This window comes from Spirillospora sp. NPDC046719 (assembly GCF_040645715.1).
Taxonomy (GTDB): domain Bacteria; phylum Actinomycetota; class Actinomycetes; order Streptosporangiales; family Streptosporangiaceae; genus Spirillospora.
This window is the reverse complement of record NZ_JBEYYT010000009.1, coordinates 45,299-61,656: the sequence shown is the minus strand read 5'-3', so window position 1 is coordinate 61,656 and position 16,358 is coordinate 45,299. Positions and strand designations below refer to the sequence as shown.

Annotated in this window: 15 protein-coding genes; 14 read left to right on the top strand and 1 reads right to left on the bottom strand. The window is 71.8% G+C overall.

Annotated elements, in window-relative coordinates; genetic code table 11:
* The first annotated feature begins 155 nt into the window (after positions 1-155).
* From ABZ914_RS03450 to ABZ914_RS03385, 14 genes are all read left to right on the top strand, one after another.
* Complete coding sequence (locus tag ABZ914_RS03450) at positions 156-992, top strand: mycofactocin-coupled SDR family oxidoreductase (RefSeq protein WP_500191373.1); 837 nt, start codon at positions 156-158, stop codon at positions 990-992.
* 14 nt (positions 993-1,006) lie between these two features.
* Positions 1,007-2,230 carry a cytochrome P450 gene (locus ABZ914_RS03445; RefSeq protein WP_500191372.1) on the top strand — a complete coding sequence of 408 codons (1,224 nt, stop codon included), beginning with the start codon at positions 1,007-1,009 and terminating at the stop codon, positions 2,228-2,230.
* 299 nt (positions 2,231-2,529) lie between these two features.
* Positions 2,530-3,357 (top strand): MlaE family ABC transporter permease, encoded by an 828-nt coding sequence (locus tag ABZ914_RS03440; RefSeq protein ID WP_500191370.1) that lies wholly within the window; start codon positions 2,530-2,532, stop codon positions 3,355-3,357.
* A gap of 10 nt (positions 3,358-3,367) precedes the next feature.
* The gene (locus ABZ914_RS03435) at positions 3,368-4,219 is read left to right on the top strand and encodes an ABC transporter permease (RefSeq protein ID WP_500191369.1); all 852 of its coding nucleotides are present in this window, start codon (positions 3,368-3,370) and stop codon (positions 4,217-4,219) included.
* Positions 4,216-5,283, top strand: coding sequence for an MCE family protein (locus ABZ914_RS03430; RefSeq protein WP_500191368.1), 1,068 nt, complete (start codon positions 4,216-4,218; stop codon positions 5,281-5,283). Before ABZ914_RS03435 ends, ABZ914_RS03430 begins: the two co-directional genes overlap by 4 nt.
* Entirely contained in the window at positions 5,283-6,461 is a 1,179-nt protein-coding gene (locus tag ABZ914_RS03425; protein ID WP_500191366.1) for an MCE family protein, read from the top strand. The genes ABZ914_RS03430 and ABZ914_RS03425 overlap by 1 nt, the downstream gene beginning before the upstream one ends.
* Before the next feature lie 71 nt (positions 6,462-6,532).
* Positions 6,533-7,561 (top strand): MCE family protein, encoded by a 1,029-nt coding sequence (locus tag ABZ914_RS03420; protein WP_500191365.1) that lies wholly within the window; start codon positions 6,533-6,535, stop codon positions 7,559-7,561.
* Positions 7,558-8,601, top strand: a complete 1,044-nt coding sequence (locus ABZ914_RS03415; protein ID WP_500191363.1) for an MCE family protein — start codon at positions 7,558-7,560, stop codon at positions 8,599-8,601. Before ABZ914_RS03420 ends, ABZ914_RS03415 begins: the two co-directional genes overlap by 4 nt.
* 8 nt (positions 8,602-8,609) lie before the next feature.
* Positions 8,610-9,650 carry an MCE family protein gene (locus ABZ914_RS03410; RefSeq protein ID WP_500191362.1) on the top strand — a complete coding sequence of 347 codons (1,041 nt, stop codon included), beginning with the start codon at positions 8,610-8,612 and terminating at the stop codon, positions 9,648-9,650.
* Positions 9,647-10,942 (top strand): MCE family protein, encoded by a 1,296-nt coding sequence (locus ABZ914_RS03405; RefSeq protein ID WP_500191360.1) that lies wholly within the window; start codon positions 9,647-9,649, stop codon positions 10,940-10,942. The genes ABZ914_RS03410 and ABZ914_RS03405 overlap by 4 nt, the downstream gene beginning before the upstream one ends.
* Positions 10,939-11,850 carry a hypothetical protein gene (locus ABZ914_RS03400; protein WP_500191359.1) on the top strand — a complete coding sequence of 304 codons (912 nt, stop codon included), beginning with the start codon at positions 10,939-10,941 and terminating at the stop codon, positions 11,848-11,850. The genes ABZ914_RS03405 and ABZ914_RS03400 overlap by 4 nt, the downstream gene beginning before the upstream one ends.
* A 93-nt stretch (positions 11,851-11,943) precedes the next feature.
* Positions 11,944-12,555, top strand: coding sequence for a TetR/AcrR family transcriptional regulator (locus tag ABZ914_RS03395; RefSeq protein ID WP_500191358.1), 612 nt, complete (start codon positions 11,944-11,946; stop codon positions 12,553-12,555).
* Between the two features lie 280 nt (positions 12,556-12,835).
* The gene (locus tag ABZ914_RS03390) at positions 12,836-14,194 is read left to right on the top strand and encodes a sensor histidine kinase (protein ID WP_500191357.1); all 1,359 of its coding nucleotides are present in this window, start codon (positions 12,836-12,838) and stop codon (positions 14,192-14,194) included.
* A 184-nt stretch (positions 14,195-14,378) separates the two neighbouring features.
* On the top strand, positions 14,379-14,942 hold the full coding sequence (locus ABZ914_RS03385; protein ID WP_500191355.1) for a polysaccharide deacetylase family protein: 564 nt from the start codon (positions 14,379-14,381) through the stop codon (positions 14,940-14,942).
* Positions 14,943-15,405: 463 nt separating this feature from the next.
* On the opposite strand, the gene ABZ914_RS03380 is transcribed toward ABZ914_RS03385, so the two are convergent.
* Positions 15,406-16,332, bottom strand: a complete 927-nt coding sequence (locus tag ABZ914_RS03380; protein WP_500191354.1) for an amidohydrolase family protein — start codon at positions 16,330-16,332, stop codon at positions 15,406-15,408.
* Between the last annotated feature and the right edge of the window lie 26 nt (positions 16,333-16,358).

Sequence of the window (16,358 nt, the reverse complement as noted above, 5' to 3'; positions counted from 1 at the left end):
CTCCAGTGGACCTGCTCCGCACGGCCGGTCCCGGCGCGGCCCGCGTCGCCGGGCCCGCCGCGGCCGCCCTGGCCCTGCTCATGGTGCTCCTAGCCGTCCGCCGCAGGCGGCGGGCCGAGCGCCCGTAGCCCGCCCCACCGAGAGAAGAGGAAGCGATGCCCGGACGAGTCGAAGGCAAGGTCGCGTTCATCACGGGAGCCGCGCGCGGCCAGGGGCGCGCCCACGCCGTGCGCCTCGCGCAGGAGGGCGCGGACATCATCGCGGTCGACATCTGCAGGCAGCTCGACACCGTGCCCATCCCCATGTCCACGCCCGAGGACCTGGACGAGACCGTCGCGCAGGTGAAGGCCACGGGCCGGCGCATCATCGCCGCCCAGGCCGACGTGCGCGACTACGACGCGCTGAAGGCGGCCGTCGACGACGGCGTCACCCAGCTCGGCCGGCTCGACATCGTCGTGGCCAACGCCGGGCTCGCCGCCGACGGCGCCCCCGTCCAGGACCTCGACGAGAAGCTGTGGCGCGACTCGATCGACGTCAACCTGACCGGCGTCTTCCACACCGGCAAGGCCGCCATCCCGCACATCATCGCCGGGGGGCGCGGCGGCTCCATCGTGCTGACCAGCTCCGTCGGCGGCCTCAAGGCGCACCCGAACATCGCCAACTACGTCGCCGGCAAGCACGGCGTGGTCGGGCTGATGCGGTCGATGGCCGTGGAACTCGCGCAGCACAGCATCCGCGTCAACTCCGTCCACCCGACGCAGGTGGGCACGCCGATGCTGCTGAACGACCTCACCTACCGGATGTTCCGCCCCGACCTGGAGAACCCGACCCAGGAGGACATGGTGCCGATCTCGCAGATGATGAACGCGCTGCCGGTGCCCTGGGTCGAGGCCGAGGACATCGCCAACGCCGTCCTCTTCCTCGTCTCGGACGAGAGCCGCTACATCACCGGCGTCCCGCTTCCCATCGACGCGGGCTCGATGCTCAAGTGACCGGGAGGGAACGGATGGGCACCGACGACATGAGCACCTCCGGCGCGGACCCCGGCGACGCCTTCTACTGGGACCCCTACGACCCGCGGTTCACCGCGGACCCCTACCCGACGTACCGCCGGCTCAGGGACGAGGCGCCGCTCTACTACAACGACAAGCACGACTTCTACGCCGTGGGCCGCTACGAGGACGTGGAGCGGAGCCTGCCGGACTGGCGGGCGTTCTCCTCGGCGCGCGGCAACATCCTCGAGTTCGTCAAGTCGGGCATCGTGATGCCGCCCGGCACCCTCATCTTCGAGGACCCCGAGATCCACGACATCCACCGCAGGCTGCTGGTCCGCGTCTTCACCCCGCGCCGCATCGCGGAGTTGGAGCCGCGGGTGCGCGAGTTCTGCGTGCGCACCCTCGACCCGCTGGTGGGGCTGGACCGGTTCGACCTCATCGAGGCCGTCGCCACCGACATGCCCATGCGGGTCATCGGCATGCTGTTCGGGATCCCGGACGCCGACCTCTCCGCGCTGCGCGAGTCCGCCGACGAGAGCCTGCGCACCGAGGCCGGCGGGCAGATGGACCTGCGCGGGGGCGCCGTCCTCAGCAACGAGATGTTCGGCGACTACATCGACTGGCGGCGCGAGAACCCCTCCGACGACCTGATGACGTCGCTGATGACCACCGAGTTCGAGGACGAGGACGGCGAGCGGCGCACCCTCACGCGCGACGAGGTGCTCACGTACTGCACGGTCGTCGCGGGCGCCGGCAACGAGACCACGGGACGGCTGATCGGCTGGATCGCGTCGGTCCTCGCCGAGCATCCCGACCAGCGCCGGGAGCTCGTCGACGACCCGTCGCTGATCACCAACGCGGTGGAGGAGGTGCTGCGCTACGAGTCGCCCGGGCCGTACGCGGCGCGGTACGTGACCAGGGACGTGGAGTTCCACGGGCGGACGGTGCCGGAGGGCAGCGCCCTCATGCTCGTCCTCGCCGCCGCCAACCGCGACGAACGGCGCTACCCCGACCCGGACCGCTTCGACGTCCACCGCAAGATCGGCCAGCATCTGGCGTTCGGCGTCGGCGCGCACTACTGCCTCGGTGCCGCGCTCGCCCGGCTGGAAGGCCGGGTGGCCCTGGAGGAGCTTCTACGCCGCTTCCCCAGCTGGGAGGTGGACTGGGACGGCGCCAAGCTCGCGCAGACCTCGACCGTCCGGGGATGGGAGACGCTGCCGCTCGTCCTGCGCTGAAGCCCCGCGCCGGGTGACCGACCATCGTGCGGAAGTAGTGCGTCTCGCCTCCCGCGACAGGCGGGCGGTTCCGGTCACGCACCGTCCGCGTCCTTTTCCGTACAGCCACTTGACAGTACTGCGAGGGCGAGGATGTACTGTCATTCGCCTGAAACGAGAGTCACAGACTAAAAATCGTCACTTCACGTTCTCGCAATCAAGAACTGGACTCTCCACATCGACATCGATAGTTCTCACAGCTACGGGCCGTCGTCCGGCGAGGGGGAGCAGAGGATGCGCGAACGGCAGGGAACACGTCCATGAGCGCGGCCGCGGGACACCGCCCGCGCGCCCCGCGCCTCTCCTGGGCCGGGGCGCCGCGCCGGCTGCTGGTCGGCTGGCTGGAGCAGGCCGGCCTGCTGTTCGCGATCACGCTCGAGGGCTTCCGCAAGACCTGGGACGTGCGCCGCTGGTGGGTCGAGTGGATCGAGCAGTGCTGGTTCATCGCCCGGGTCACGACCCTGCCGGTGATGCTGATCGCGCTGCCCCTCGGCGGCACGATCGCGCTGCAGGTCGGGCAGATCGTCCGGCAGATCGGCGCCGAGTCGGGCACCGGCGCGACCGTGGTGCAGGCCCTGGTGACGCAGGTGGCGCCGATGGCGGCGGCCCTGCTCATCTCCGGGGCCGGCGGCTCGGCCATCACCTCCGACATCGGCTCGCGGCGGATCCGCGACGAGCTGGACGCCATGGAGGTCATGGGCATCAACCCGGTGCACCGGCTGGTCACGCCCCGGCTCTGGGCGGCCAGCACGGTCGGCGTCATGCTCTGCTCGCTGATCATCCTGGCGGGCATCGCCGGGGGCTTCTTCTTCAACGTCATCCGGGAAGGGGTCACGCCCGGGTCCTACTTCGACGGGGCGACGTCGCTCCTGCAGCTCTCCGACCTGCTGATCACCCTGTTCAAGGCGTGGGTGTTCGGCTTCATCGCCGCCGCCGTGGCCTGCTGGAAGGGCATGACCTGCCGGTACGGCGCCAGCGGCGTCGGGCGCGCGGTCAACCAGTCGGCCGTCGTCGCCGCGATGCTGGTGTTCGCGGCGAACTACGTGCTGTCGACGCTGGCCTACAGCCTCTTCCCGCCCCGGATCTGACGGAGACCCGATGAACACCATCGTCCCGTACCGCGCGGCCGTGGTGCTGCGCCGCCGATGGCCCGTCCGCGCCCCCGAGTTCACCGAGTTCGTGGTCTTCTCCGGCATGGTGCTGCACCACATGGTGGTCGACATCGCGCGGGGCAGGCACCTGAAGGCCGTGATCCGGCAGGTCAGCGACATCAGCGCCGGCGTCGGCGCGGCGGTGCTCGGCCTCGGCATGGTCGTGGTCGTCTTCTTCATGTCGTTCTTCACCGGCACCACCGTCGGCCTGCAGGCCATCCCCGGGCTGCAGCGGGTCGGCGTGCAGTCGCTCGCCGGGATCATCGCCAGCTACGCCAACGTGCGCGAGGTGACGCCGATCATCGCGGGGGTGGCGATGGTGTTCCAGCTCGGCGGGTCGTTCACCGCCGAGCTCGGCGCGATGCGGATCTCCGAGGAGATCGACGCCCTGGAGGTCATGGGCATCAACGCGCTCGCCTACCTGGTGTGCACCCGGCTGGCCGCCGCGCTGATCACGCTCGTCCCGCTGTACCTGCTGGCGCTGTTCGCCAGCTTCTTCGCCACCCGGATCATCTCCATCGACTTCTTCGGCATCTCGCCCGGGATCTACGACTACTACTTCCACCTGTACCTGCCGCCGATCGACGTCTTCTACAGCGTGGTGAAGGTGGTGGTGTTCACGGTGATCATCGTGCTCGTCCACTGCTACCGCGGCTACAACGCCTCCGGCGGGCCGGTCGGGGTGGGCCTGGCGACCGGGCAGGCGATCCGCGAGTCCATGGTGACGATCGTCATGGTCAACCTGCTGCTGTCCTACATCTTCTGGGGCAACGGCGGAACAGTGAGCCTGACCGGATGAGGACCGTCGACCTCACACCGCGCTCCCGCCGCCGGTTCGGCGCCCTCGGGGCGGCCCTGCTCGCCGCCGCCGGGCTCGGGTCCTACCTGGCCGCGCGCGACACCCACCCGGGTTCGACCTACCTGCGGGCGACCTTCGGGCGGGCGGGGGAGGGGCTGGACGACCGCTCGGACGTCAAGATCCGCGGCGTCAAGGTCGGCCAGGTCGCCTCCGTCCGCCTCACCCCTGAGGGGAAGGCGCTGGTGCGGATCCGCCTGGACCACGGCGTGCGCGCGCCCGTCGGCTCCGAGGCGGCGATCTCGCCGCTGTCGGCGTTCGGCCCCAAGTACGTCGACCTGCGGCCGGGCCGGGACGAGTCAGCCGGCCCGTACCTGCGCGACGGCGGCACCATCGCCAGGACCAGCGACCCCCAGGACCTCACCGACGTCGCGGCGCCGACCGTGGACCTGCTCGACGCGATCGGCCCGGACGACGTCGCCACCATCATGCGGGCCCTGGGCACCGGCCTGGACGGCCGGGGCGCCGAGCTCGCGGGCCTGGTCGACGACTCCTCGAAACTGCTCGGCGCGACGGCGCGGCGCAGCGGCGACCTCGGCGGGCTCATCGGGAACGGCGGCGCGCTGGCCGGCACGGCCGCCCGGCACGGCGACGACATCGGCCGGATCGCCGACGACCTGAACGTGGTCGCGCCGGCCGTCACCGGGGACCCCGGGCAGTTCGGCAGGCTGCTCGCCGGGCTCGACGAGTCGGCCCGCACCCTGAACGGGATCCTCGCCCCGAACCCCAGGGCCGCCGGCCGCGTCATCGACGCGGTCACGCCGGCGGCCGCCGTCCTGGCCAGGTACCGCGGCTACTTCCCCGACCTCATCAGCAGCAGCGGGCTCATCCTGACGCAGCTCACCGGCATCGCCAACATCCCCGGGCCGCACGGGACCCTGCTCTCGCGGGTCACCATCCACATCGACCCGAGCACCGCGCTGTGCGACTCGCTGCCGGGGATCTGCGGTCCGATCGAGCCCGCGGTGCCGGACAAGCCGAACCCTCCCGCGAAGGGAGGCAGGTGATGGCGGCCCGGCGCCGGCTCCGGCCGCGCAAGCAGGGCCTGGACATGCGCTCGGCGCGCAGGTTCGTGGTGTTCGGCGTCGTCACGACCCTGCTGACCGTCTACATGGCGTTCCGGATCGTCGGCGCGGACTTCGGGTCCGGCCTGCATCTGCGGGCGACGTTCGACGACGTCAGCGGCCTGCGGTCGGGCGACCAGGTGAAGGTGGCCGGCACCCCGGTCGGCCGGGTCACCTCCGTGAAGGTGGTCGACGGCCGCGCCGTGGTCGGGATGAAGATCCGCCCGTCGCTGCACATCCCCGCCGACTCCTCGGCCGTCATCCGGTGGAAGGACCTCATCGGCAAGCGCGAGATCTACCTGGAGACCGGCTCCAGCCGCACCATGCTCAAGGACGGCCAGCGGCTCACCCGGACCAGGTCGGCCGCCGACCTCGGCGCCCTCATCAACGACCTGGGCCCGCTGGTCGGCGGGATCGACCCGGACGAGATCAACAAGATCCTGCAGTCGTTCGCGACCGCGCTGGACGGCAACCAGGACAGGATCGACCGGATGTCGGCGAACCTGGCCGCGCTCCTGCGCACGCTGGGGTCGCGCAGCGACACGATCCGGCAGATGATCGGCGACTACAGGACGGTCACCGACGCGCTGGCGGCCCGCGACCGGCAGATCACCGAGACCATCACCAACCTGACCGACCTCACCCGGGCCTTCGCCCAGGACCGCGGCGCCATCGGCACCGCCAGCACCCGCCTCGGCGACGTCGCGACCAACCTGGACAAGGTGCTCGGCGGTTCGGCACCGCAGCTCGGCCGGCTGGTGCAGGGCACCACCGACCTGATGGAGATCGCGCACCGCCGGATCCGCGACCTCGACAAGATGGTCAAGAGCCTGCCGGCGGCGCTGCAGGCGCTGCTCACCCTCATGGACGGCGGCAAGTTCCTGCGCGGCAACGCCCTCTGCATGAACGTCGTCTACACCGACACCTGCCCGTTCCCGGAGAACCTGCCGCCCCCGCCCGCCGCCGGCCCGGGCGGCGGTTCCGGCAAGGGCTCCGGCGGGGGCTCCGCGGGCGGCGCGGCGGTGACCGGCGACAAGGCGAAGCTCACCCCGGCCCAGCAGCGGGTCTTCCAGGCGATGGTCAAGCTGGCGTTCCTCGGCGGCCAGAACGGGGGCGGATGATGGCGCGCGCGGATGGCGGGAGAAGCCGGGCGAAGGACGCGTTCACGCGGTCGTTCCGGGACCGCAGCCCGGTGGCGATCGCCGCGGTCACGATCCCGGCGCTGGCCGCACTGGTGATCGCGGCCTACGCCTACGGCACCCTCGGCCTGTTCCAGGGCGGCTACACCGTCAGCGGCGTCTTCGCCGGCACCGGCGGCCTGCAGAAGGGCGCCGAGGTCCAGCTCGCCGGCGTCAAGGTCGGCAAGGTCACCGGCATCCGCCCCGACTTCCGCGACGGCCACGTCGTCGTCACCTGGAAGGTCGACTCCGGGATCAGGCTGGGGCCGCGGATGCACGCCGACATCCGGCTGTCGAACCTGCTCGGCGGCCAGTACGTGCGGCTGTCGGGACCGGTCGCCCGGCCCTACCTGAAGACGCTGCCCGACGGCCGGCGCCGCATCCCGCTGGACCGCACCAGCATCCCTTACACACTGAGCAACACGCTCGGCTCCGCGTCGACCATCGCCGGGAAACTGGACGCGCGGTCGGTCGACCGGCTGCTCAGCGAGGCCGCCAAGGTGAAGCTGCCCTCCCGGCAGGAGACCGCGAAGATGCTCGCCGACCTGAGGAAGGTCAGCGCCGCGCTGAACGACTCCTTCCCGCAGGTCGCCGCCATCATCGCCAATAGCGGCAAGCTGAGCGGCGCGCTGGCGTCCAAGGACCGGCAGCTCACCCAGTTGCTCGACTACGGCGACGCGCTCCTGAAGGAACTGGCCGAGCGGCGCGACGACCTCGCCGCAGCGCTCGGCAGCGGCAGCCGGGTCGTCAAGACCCTCGACGACACCCTCGCCACGCACCAGAAGCAGCTGAACACGGTGCTCAACGACTTCCACCTCGCCGCGCAGACGATGGCCGGCGACAACCTGCCGTCCATGAACGTCGCGCTCGCCTGGTTCGGGCCCGCGTTCTACGGGCTCGGCACCGCCGGCAGCCGCGCCGGCCGGTGGATGGAGGGCGGATTCGTCGGGTTCGGCCCGGTCCAGCCCGGCGTGGTCGGCCCCCAGCCGAACTTCAACCCGCCCAACTACCCGCTCGTCCCGACGGGACAGGTCGGAGGATGAGGATGCGACCGCCGCCCCGTCCGCTCGCCGCCGCCCTGGCCGCCGCGCTCGGCGCCGCCCTCGGCGGCTGCTCGGTGCTGACGAGCCCGCTGTCGTCCACGCCGTCCTACCACGTCACCGCCTACTTCACCCGGGCCGTCTCCTTCTACCCCGGCTCCCGGGTGCAGGTCATGGGCGTCAACGTGGGGAAGGTCGACTCGGTCACCCCGCTGAACGGGCAGGTCCGCGTCGTCGCCTCGATCGACGGCGACGTGCCGCTGCCCGCGACGGCCACCGCCGCCATCGTGCCGCTCAGCCTCATCGGCGAGCGCACGCTGACGTTCAGCCCCGCCTGGCACCGCGGCCTGCCCCGGATGCGCGACGGCGCCGTCCTGCGGACCGACCGGACGCAGGTCCCGGTCGAGGTCAACGACGCCCTCAAGTCGTTCGGCCGGCTCCTCGACAACGTCGACCCCGCCAAGGCCGACACCGCGCTGGGCAACGCCGCCGGCACCCTCGATGGCAACGGCGCCGCCTTCAACCAGGCGTTCCAGCAGGCCGGGCAGCTGGTGAACAGCCTCGCCGGGCAGGACGAGCAGCTCCTCAAGGTCGCGCGGAACCTCGACCGGCTCGCCGGGATCGTCCGCGGCCGGGAGAAGACGCTCGGCAGGCTCGTCAGCGACTTCTCCAAGGCGTCCACGATGCTGGCGGACGAGCGGGCGAGCATCCGGACGCTGGTCGAGGCGATCGCCGACCTCGCCGAGCGCGGCGACGTGCTGATCAAGATGCACCAGGACACCCTGCCCGCCGACCTGCGGAAGACCGCGCAGGTCAGCCTCACCCTCAAGGGCAGCGCCGACACGCTCGGCGGGGTGCTGCAGGCGCTGCCGAACATCGGCTTCCAGTTCGTCAACGCCTACGAGCCGGAGAACCACGCGATCGTCCTGCGGGTCACCCTCGACAACTTCGCGCGCTCCTACCTGGCCGCGATCCTCAAGGAGCCCACGATCGACGAGAACGTGCCGTGCCCGCTCCCGCCCCCCTACTCCAACTGCCAGTAGGAGCCACCGTGCGACGAACCCTCCTGCGCACCGGGACGCTCGTGCTCTGCTCGGTGCTGGCCGGCTGCGCGGCGCTGTCCGGCTGCTCGGTCCAGACCCTGCACGCGCCGAAGGGGCCGCTCACCCTCACCGCCGACTTCACCGACGTGCAGAACCTCGTCGCCGGGCACAGCGTCAAGGTCGCCGACGTCGCCGTCGGCTCCGTCACGAAGATCACGCTGGTGGACGCCGGGACCGGCTACCGCTCCCGGGTCACCATGTCGATCAGGAAGGGCGTGCACATCCCCGCCGGGACGACCGCCAAGGTCACCACGACCTCGCTGCTCGGCGAGAACTACGTGCGGCTCCAGCCGCCGCCGGGCCGGGCGCTGAACCAGGGGCCCTTCCTCGCCGACCACGCCCGCCTCGCCCAGACCACCACCAGCCCCGGCTTCGAGGACATCGTCGGCAAGGCGGCCCCGCTCGTCGGCGCCCTGGCCGACGGCGACGCCCCCGGGCTGCTGCGCACCGCGAGCACCGCCTTCGCCGGCCGCGGCCCGCAGCTCAACGCCATGATCGCCAACGCCGACACGCTGCTGACGACCTTCGGCGCCCGCCGCGAGCAACTCGGACAGGCCGTCGACGATCTCGCGGACCTCGGCAGGAAGCTCGCCGCTCACGAGGGCTCCCTGAAGAGCCTGCCCGGACGGGTCGCCGACGCCACGAAGCTGCTCGCCGACGACCGGCAGAGGATCCTCACCGCCGTGCACGGGCTGTCCGACCTCGCCCGGACCGTCAACGACACCGTCCTCATCGGCCACACCGACCAGCTCCGCCGGCTGATCGAGCAGATGGGCCCCACCCTCCAGGTGCTCGCCTCCGACAAGACCAAGCTCGGCACGCTCATCAACCGCCTCCAGGAGTTCGTCACGCGCATGCCCCGGCAGGTCTACAACGGGCAGCTCCTCACCTATCCGGTGATGGACTTCAACGGCTCGGCCACCCGGGGCGCCGGCCGGACGCCGTCGTCGCTGGCCGACCTCGTCCGGCTGCTGGGACCGCAGCGGTGACCCGCCGGATCCGCGTCAACCTGGCGGTGTTCGCGCTGCTCGGCCTCATCCTGACGGTGTGGGCGGTGCGCAACGTCCTCGGCTTCGACCCGTTCTCCCGCCCGTACCGGCTCAGCGCGCAGTTCTCCGACTCGCGGGGCCTGCAGCCCGGCTTCGACGTGACCTACCTCGGCGTCGCCATCGGCAAGATCCACTCCGTGCGGCTGGACGGCGGGAAGGTCGTCGTCCGCCTCGCCATAGACAAGGGGGAGCGCGTCCCGCAGGGTGTCACCGCCACGGCCGCCCTCAAGTCCGCGATCGGCGAACCGTACGTGGACCTGGAGCCGGCGGCCGGCCGGGCGGGCGCGCCCCCGATGCGTCCCGGCGACGTCATCCCGCTGTCCAGGACGAGCGTCAGCGAGAGCTACGGCGACCTGTTCGCGTCGGTGACCAAGGCCGTCAACGGCCTCCACCCGGCCAACCTCAGGATCGTCACGCGGGAACTGGCGCAGGGCCTGGACGGGCGCGGGGACACCCTCCGGCTCACCGTCGACGGCGCCTCGCAGCTCGCCCGCACCTTCGCCGGCAACACCGCCACCCTCGACAGCCTGATCACCGACCTGGGCTCGCTGACCGGCGTGCTCGCCGGGAAGCGCGCCGACCTCGCCGCCGGGATCAGCGCCACCGCCGACCTCACCTCCTCGCTCGCCGACGTGAACGACTCGCTCGTCCGGATCCGCGAGACCACCCCCGACCTGCTGACGCGGACGGCCAAGGTGCTGCGCGAGTCCCGGCCGGCCGCGCAGTGCATGCTCGGCGCGCTGAACGACGCCCTGCCGGTGCTGCTGTCGCCCGGCAACGTGTCCGCCCTCTCCCGGGGGCTGCAGTGGTCGCCCCAGCTGGCGTCCGCGATGCGGGGCGTCATCACCTTCGTCAACGGCCTGCCCAACCTCAACATCAAGTTCATTCTCACGCTGACGCCGGAGAAGGGCGCCGTCGAGTACCGCAACCTCACCCCGCTGCCGTCGATCCCGCGCATCCCGTCCTGCCCCGGCGTGGACCTGCCCGCCCAGCAGAGCCCTCCGCTGAAGAAGGCGGAGACGACCGGCGCGAGCGGTGCCGGGACGGCCGCGAGCACACCGACCGCACCGGGCGCGGTGGCCGCCCGCAACGCCGCGAACACCGAGCACCACGGGCCGCCGGTGTGGCTGGTCTACGTGCCGCCCGTCGTGGCGGGCCTGGTCCTGCTGCGCGTCCTCATGAGCATGCTCGGACTGGCCTGGCGTCCGATCTGGAGAAGGAGAAGCCGATGAAGACCAAGGCCCCGGCCCCCGGCACGGTCGACGAGGACCTTCTGGAAGACGAGGATCTTCTGGAAGACGGCGAGGAATACGAGCGGGTCTACGTCGTCGTCAGGAAGAAGAGCGCCGCCGCCGATCCCGGAGATGAACGGACGACCAAAGCAGCGGCGGACGAGCCGACCGACGACGCCGAAGAAGCGCCCGCGGAGAAACCGCCGCCGCGCCGCTTCACGCGCAAGGCCGCGACCGCCCCGGCGGGCCGGATCCCCGACGTGCCGCCGAAGGTATGGGCCGCGTCCCTCGCGAGGGGACCGTTCGGCGGGAGAAGCCGCCGCAGGACCATCGCGATGCGCGTCCTGACGATCGTCCCCGCCCTCGCGCTGGTCGCGGTGAGCGCCCTCCTCTGCGTCGTCTGGCAGCAGAAAGGCGACCTGTCCGCCGACGCCCGGCGGCAGCGCGACCTGGCGGCCAGCGCACGGAAGGTCGCCGACGTCTTCTTCAACTGGGACTACCAGCACATGGCCCGGTCGTTCGCCGCGAAGTACCCGTTGCTCACCAAGGCCGCCGCCGACGCCATCCGCCCGACCGCCGACACCCTGACCAGCTACTTCACCACCAACAAGGTCAGCTCGCGCGCCACCGTCACCGGCGTCTACCCCGGCGCCGTCAAGCACGGCGCCGCCAACGTCATGGTGGTCATCAACACCAAGGTGACGACGGGCAAGTCCGTGCGGGCCAACAGCGGGGCCACCGTCGCCCTCAGCATGAAGCTCGTCTCCGGGAAATGGCTGGCTGGTAACATCACGCTGCTGAGCCAGGGTGTGGAGTCCGCCACCGACGAGAACGGCAAGCCGCTCTCCGGCGGGACCGGCTCCTCCGGGTCGCCGGGCGCTGTCCCCTCGGCGCGGCCGTCGCACTGATCGCGCGGCCGGCCGGTGCCCCGCGACGCCGCCCCCGGCCGGACGTCGGCTTCCTTACGGCTCCTATGGGAGCGTCCGCTGTGAAAGGCACTGATGCGCACGCACGGGTGGCGAGGCGACCCTCCCCGCGACGACGACGAGGCCCGGCGGCGGATCATCGAGGCGCTGATCCGGTGCGTGGACCGCCACGGCGCGCGCAAGACCGGGTTCACGCAGGTCGCCGAGGAGCTCGGCGTCACCCGCGCGACGGTGTACCGGTACTACCGCAACATCGACGAGCTGATGAAGGCGGCGGGGTTCGCCGCGGCCGCCGAGTTCGAGGCGCGGATCGCGGCCGAGATCGGGCCGCTGACCGACCCCGCCGAGATCCTCGTCGAGGTCTTCGCCCGGGCCGTGGAGCTGCTGCCCCGCGACCCGCACGTCGGCATGATCTTCGCGACCGGGCGCGCCACCAGCTTTGGTCCCGACATCCTCTCCGCCGGCGCCCTCGACGAGATGAAGGTCTTCCTGTCCCGGCTCGACATCGACTGGGCGGCCCTCGGCTACGACGACGAGGAGCTCACCGGCCTCTCCGAGTTCTTCATGCGGCTGCTCTACTCCTACCTCTCGGTGCCCGAGGCCACCGGGACCGATCCGCGCCCCTTCCTGCGCCGGTGGCTGTCGCCCGCCGTCCTCGCCCGGGCCGGCCGCACCGCCGCGCCCTGACCCGTCCCTCCGGACGGCGGCACCGTCCCGCGCCGCCGGCCGATCCCCGTTCACCGCATGCATTCCGGGTCGGCTCGGCAAAAGGTTCGCCAACGCGAGAGTCCGGCCGCCCGTGACGGTCACGAAAGAGGTGGGCCGCCAGAACGGAACACCGTGCCGGGACGCCTCCGCGTGATCGGAAGCGACTCGTGGAACGGCGCGGAAACAGGAGATGAGGCCGGTGGTACGGCATCGACTACCGCGGCCGCGCACCATCCGCGGACGGGACACGCTGATCACCGTGGTGGTCGCCGCACTGGTCTTCACGGTGCTCGCGATCGGAGCGGACGCCCTCATCCGCTCCCAGGAGAGCGACTTCGCGTTCACGCGGACGGAGTTGGCCACGCGGCGCGTGAGCGGCGCGGTGCGGCAGGGGGTGATGCAGAACCCGCTCCCCGCCGGCCCGTACGGAGTCCGGTTCCTTCAGGTGGTCGACGCGGACCGGCACGTCACCGCCGCGAGCAGGGCGGCCGCGGGGCGGCCGCCGATCAGCACGGTGGTCCCGCCCCCGGAGAACCGGCTCAAACGCCTGTACGTGTGTCCGGCGCGCGGCGGGGGATGCCTGTCCGTGGTGGCCGTCCGGGTCACCATGGCCCCCCGCTCGCCCGTCGTCTACGGCGCACGCCCCGTGCCGACGATCCTGGCGGGCCCCCACCTCGAACTGGTCCTCACCACCTGCGCGCTGCTCCTGGTCGCCATGGCGACCTACACGACCTGGCAGGTGGTCGGCCGGACGCTGCGTCCCGTCGGCGCGGTCCGCGGCCAGCTGGCCGAGATCAGCATCAGCGACCTGTCCCGCCGGGTGCCCGAGCCGCAGGGCGAGGACGAGGTCGCGCAACTCGCCCGCACCGCCAACCTCACCCTCGACCGGCTCGAGCGGTCCGTGCGCCGGCAGCAGCAGTTCGCGTCGGACGCCGCGCACGAGCTCCGCACGCCGATCGCCGCGCTCCGGCTCAACCTGGAGGAGATCGCCCTGCGTCCCGGCGACGCCGAGGCCGGCGAGGCGGCGCGGGCCGCGCTCCGGTCCACCGACCGCCTGGAGGGCATCGTCGCCGACCTGCTGCTGCTCGCGCAGATCGGCACGGCGGCCGACATCCCCGAGGACGTCGACTTCAGCGCCCTGGTCGACGGTGAGCTCCGCGCGCGCCGTCCCGCCTCCGGCGGCCCGGACGACCGGCGCCCGCCGGTCGCCGTCAAGGCCGAGCTCGCCCCCGGCCTCCACGTCAGAGGGGTCCGCGCCCAACTCGAACGCCTCGTGGGCAACCTGCTGGACAACGCCCTGCAGTACGCCGCGACGACCGTCGACGTGCGCCTGGGCCGGAGCGCCGGCGACGCCGTGCTGACCGTCGGCAACGACGGGCCCGAGATACCGCGCGCCGACCGCGAACGGGTCTTCGAACGATTCGCCCGCCTCGACACGGCCCGCAGCCGCGACGCCGGCGGAACCGGCCTCGGCCTGGCCATCGCCCGCGAGGTCGCGAACGCCCACCACGGCTCGCTCGCCATCGACGACGTGACGTCCGGGACGCGGTTCTCCCTTCACCTGCCCCTCCTGGACGGGCCGGACGCGCAGGCCCCCTCGGACGCGTCACCACGCTGACCTCCTCCGGCGACCCCTCCGACGCCGCCGGCACCGCCGCGACGCCCGGCGACGGCGAGCACCCGGGGGTACCTCGCGGGTGAGAACGGGGATTCCTGCGGAAATCCAACCGGGGCGGGCGCAAACCCGCCGGATCATCGGGCCGTCTCACAAGCCGACGTCTTCTACGACAAGGACTTACGGAATGGATCGCCGCCAGGTGCTGACCATGATCGTCGCTGGGACCGCGGGGGTGGCCGCCGCCGCCGCTCCGGAGCTGTGGCGCCCGGAGAAGCACCGGTCGGCGCACGCGGCCGCGGCCCGCCGGGCGCCCGCGCCGCCGCCCGATCCGGGGTTCGCGCCCGCCCGGTCCATGAGGGCGGTCACGAGTCCGGTCCATTCCCTGCGCGACCTGGCTCCGGCCGCGCCGCCGAACGCGGTGGCGCTGACGATCGACGACGGGCCGCACCCGTACTGGACGCCCAAGGTGCTGGACGTGCTCGCCGAGCGCGGCGTGCACGCGACCTTCAACATGATCGGCGAGCAGGTGCCGGAGAACGCCCGGCTGGTGCAGCGGATCGTGGCGGCGGGGCACCAGATCGCCGACCACACCCTCACCCACCCGATCAACCTCCCGAAGCTGCCCGCCCAGCCGGGTGACATCCTGCTCTGCCACGACGGCGGCGGCGACCGCTCCCAGACCGTCACGGCCCTCCGCACCGTCATCCCCGCCCTCAAGCAGCGCGGCCTGACCTTCGTCGCACTCTGACGAACGCGGTACACGCGAGCGGCTGGTCGCGTCCGTGCACGCGGACGCGCCGCTCGATCTCGGCGGCGATGAGCCCGCCCGCCTCTCGCAGATCCTCGGCTCGGCCCCGATCGTGGAGGGCCACCGTGAGGCTCGACCGCGCGATGCTCGTCTGGTGGGCGTCCGTGGCGCAGCGCTGACGTCACTTCGGCGCAGACGTTTGGACGGATCGCTCGGCCCTCGGCCGGCTCGCGCTGGAGGCGCGGGAGCTTCCGATCGCCGATGGGTCGTGACTTACCACCGACTCTGGCTAGTCGGCGCGAGCGAGGGCTTGTGCGACTGGTGGGGAATCCCTGTATGACCGGTCGAAGGTCGGGACGAGGCTGGAGGCGGAGCAGCAAGACCGCCAATGGTCACTTCACTCAGCAACATGCCGGCCGCCTTGCCTTCCCGGCGCGACGGCGCTGGGGAGGTGGTCACGAGGTCAGGTCAGGCGGGGGAACAGTTGGAGAGCGTTGGACGAGTCGATGGCCCGGTGGAGTTCGGTGTCGTGGGGGTCGTGGGCGTCTAGGCCGTCGGTGAAGTATTTGACGGCGAGGTCGGGTGCGAAGGGCCAGTCGGACCCGTACAGGACGTGGCCGGGGCGGGCGAAGGCGAGCAGGCTGGGCAGGGCGGTCGGGCTGCCGGACAGGGCGGTGTCGAAGTAGAAGGACGTCAGGTCTTCGAAGACCTCGCCGGGGTCGCGTCCCTGGCCGATGAAGGTGACGGCGATGCGGTGGGCGGCGTACGGCAGGAAACCGCCCGCATGGGAGAGGATGATCTTCAGGTTGGGGTGGCGGCGGGGGATGCCGTGCAGGACCAGGTTGGCGGCGGCGCGGGTGGTGTCGAGCAGGAAGTCGGCGGCGAACGGCGGCAGCCCGGGGACGGCGGGTGCGGGGAGTTCCGCCGGGTGGACGAACACGACGGCCGAGCGCCGGTCGAGTTCGGTCATGAGCGGCTCGAAGGCCGGGTCGCCGAGGTAGGTGCCTCGGGAGTTGGCGAGCAGGACCACGCCGTCGGCTCCGAGTTCGTCCAAAGCGCGGATGCTCTCCTGGACGGCGCCGTCGACATAGGGGAGGGGAATGGTGGCGAAGTAGCCGAAGCGGTCGGGGCGGTCCTTGACCAGTTCGGCGCCGATGTCGTTGATCTGGCGGGCCTTGTCGAGGGCGCGGGCGTCGTCGCCCAGGTGGGTTCCCGGTGTGGACAGCGACAATATGCCGGTGGAGATGGAGTGGTCGTCCATCATCGCGATGGCGCTGTCGGCGCTCCAGGCGGGCAGTTCCCGTCCGCCGGCCTGGCCGATGCCTTCCGAGCGGAGCCACTGCACGTACGGTTCGGGCAGGAGGTGCTGGTGAACGTCGATACGGCCCATGCTTACTCCTATATTCACGGTGGACG

Excerpts from the sequence above, each read along its gene's own strand:
- ABZ914_RS03450 (WP_500191373.1), top strand. The coding sequence starts at position 156 with ATGCCCGGACGAGTCGAAGGCAAGGTCGCGTTCATCACGGGAGCCGCG.
- ABZ914_RS03445 (WP_500191372.1), top strand. The coding sequence starts at position 1,007 with ATGGGCACCGACGACATGAGCACCTCCGGCGCGGACCCCGGCGACGCC.
- ABZ914_RS03440 (WP_500191370.1), top strand. The coding sequence starts at position 2,530 with ATGAGCGCGGCCGCGGGACACCGCCCGCGCGCCCCGCGCCTCTCCTGG.
- ABZ914_RS03435 (WP_500191369.1), top strand. The coding sequence starts at position 3,368 with ATGAACACCATCGTCCCGTACCGCGCGGCCGTGGTGCTGCGCCGCCGA.
- ABZ914_RS03430 (WP_500191368.1), top strand. The coding sequence starts at position 4,216 with ATGAGGACCGTCGACCTCACACCGCGCTCCCGCCGCCGGTTCGGCGCC.
- ABZ914_RS03425 (WP_500191366.1), top strand. The coding sequence starts at position 5,283 with ATGGCGGCCCGGCGCCGGCTCCGGCCGCGCAAGCAGGGCCTGGACATG.
- ABZ914_RS03415 (WP_500191363.1), top strand. The coding sequence starts at position 7,558 with ATGAGGATGCGACCGCCGCCCCGTCCGCTCGCCGCCGCCCTGGCCGCC.
- ABZ914_RS03400 (WP_500191359.1), top strand. The coding sequence starts at position 10,939 with ATGAAGACCAAGGCCCCGGCCCCCGGCACGGTCGACGAGGACCTTCTG.
- ABZ914_RS03395 (WP_500191358.1), top strand. The coding sequence starts at position 11,944 with ATGCGCACGCACGGGTGGCGAGGCGACCCTCCCCGCGACGACGACGAG.
- ABZ914_RS03385 (WP_500191355.1), top strand. The coding sequence starts at position 14,379 with ATGGATCGCCGCCAGGTGCTGACCATGATCGTCGCTGGGACCGCGGGG.
- ABZ914_RS03380 (WP_500191354.1), bottom strand. The coding sequence starts at position 16,332 with ATGGGCCGTATCGACGTTCACCAGCACCTCCTGCCCGAACCGTACGTG.